Raw genomic sequence first — 842 nt, 5'->3', positions numbered from 1 at the left:
ACCCCAGCCTCTCAGCACCGGCCCGGATGAACAACCTTCATAGCTTCGACAACTAGGCAGCGCTTGGTCCGCGCCCTGATCGACGAGCTCATCGCCGACGTCGATCAGGCGACCAACGAAGTCGTGCTCGTCATTCACTGGAAGGGCGGCCAGCATTCCGAGATCCGCTTCCGCAAGCCGGCCACCGGCGAGCACGGCTGCAAGACATCCGGGCAGGCCCTGCAGGTCATCGCGAGCATGGCCGCCAGATGGTCGGACCAGGACATCGCCGCCTCGCTCAACCGCATGAAGCTGCCGACGGGACAGGGCAAGACCTGGACCACCGGGTCTCTTCCATTCGCCGCGTCAACGGTATCCATGCCTATCGTTCCGCCGATAAAGACGGCCAATGGCTCACCATGCAGGAAGCAGCCGCAAACCTCGGCATCACCCATCACCGGATCCGCAAGCTCGTCCACGATGGAACCATCAAGACCGAGCAGGTCATGCCCGGCGCCCCGCATCAGATCCGCGCCGCCGACCTTCAGAATCCTGCGATCATCGATGCCATCAACGCCAGGACGCCCCCGCGTCGGGCCGTATCCGAAACACAGGCCTCAATGTTTCCAGACACTTGAAAAGGGGGAGCATAATGACTCCATCATTGCGATGCCGCGCAGAGCTCGTTCGGCGGCATTGTTGGTGAGGCAGATGCGGCCGTCGTCAAGGAAGCGGATGAAGCCGTCCCAGCGCCTGAGCATGATGAGGTGGAACGACCCGCTACCGCAGCATCAGAGTGCTAAAACGTGGTCGTTATTTCAACGCCACAAGGTAGGAGCCGTTCTTCCGTGAAGCAGATTACC

The 842-nt window shown here is 61.4% G+C and carries 1 protein-coding gene and 1 pseudogene; both read right to left on the bottom strand.

Annotated elements, in window-relative coordinates:
• Window positions 1-134: 134 nt before the first annotated feature.
• A complete protein-coding gene (locus tag AC1D34_RS38070; RefSeq protein ID WP_476827090.1) occupies window positions 135-503 on the bottom strand; it encodes a hypothetical protein in 369 nt (122 codons plus the stop codon).
• Window positions 504-641: 138 nt separating this feature from the next.
• Window positions 642-740 (bottom strand): annotated as a pseudogene (locus AC1D34_RS38065) (IS66 family transposase); the annotation flags it as partial.
• Between the last annotated feature and the right edge of the window lie 102 nt (window positions 741-842).

It is taken from the genome of Allobosea sp. P1_A7, from assembly GCF_056406775.1.
Note: the sequence above shows the minus strand (reverse complement) of the source record. Positions and strands in the feature narration are given on the sequence as shown.

Coding starts and splice junctions, on each gene's coding strand:
- AC1D34_RS38070 (WP_476827090.1), bottom strand. CDS start 503: ATGCGGGGCGCCGGGCATGACCTGCTCGGTCTTGATGGTTCCATCGTG.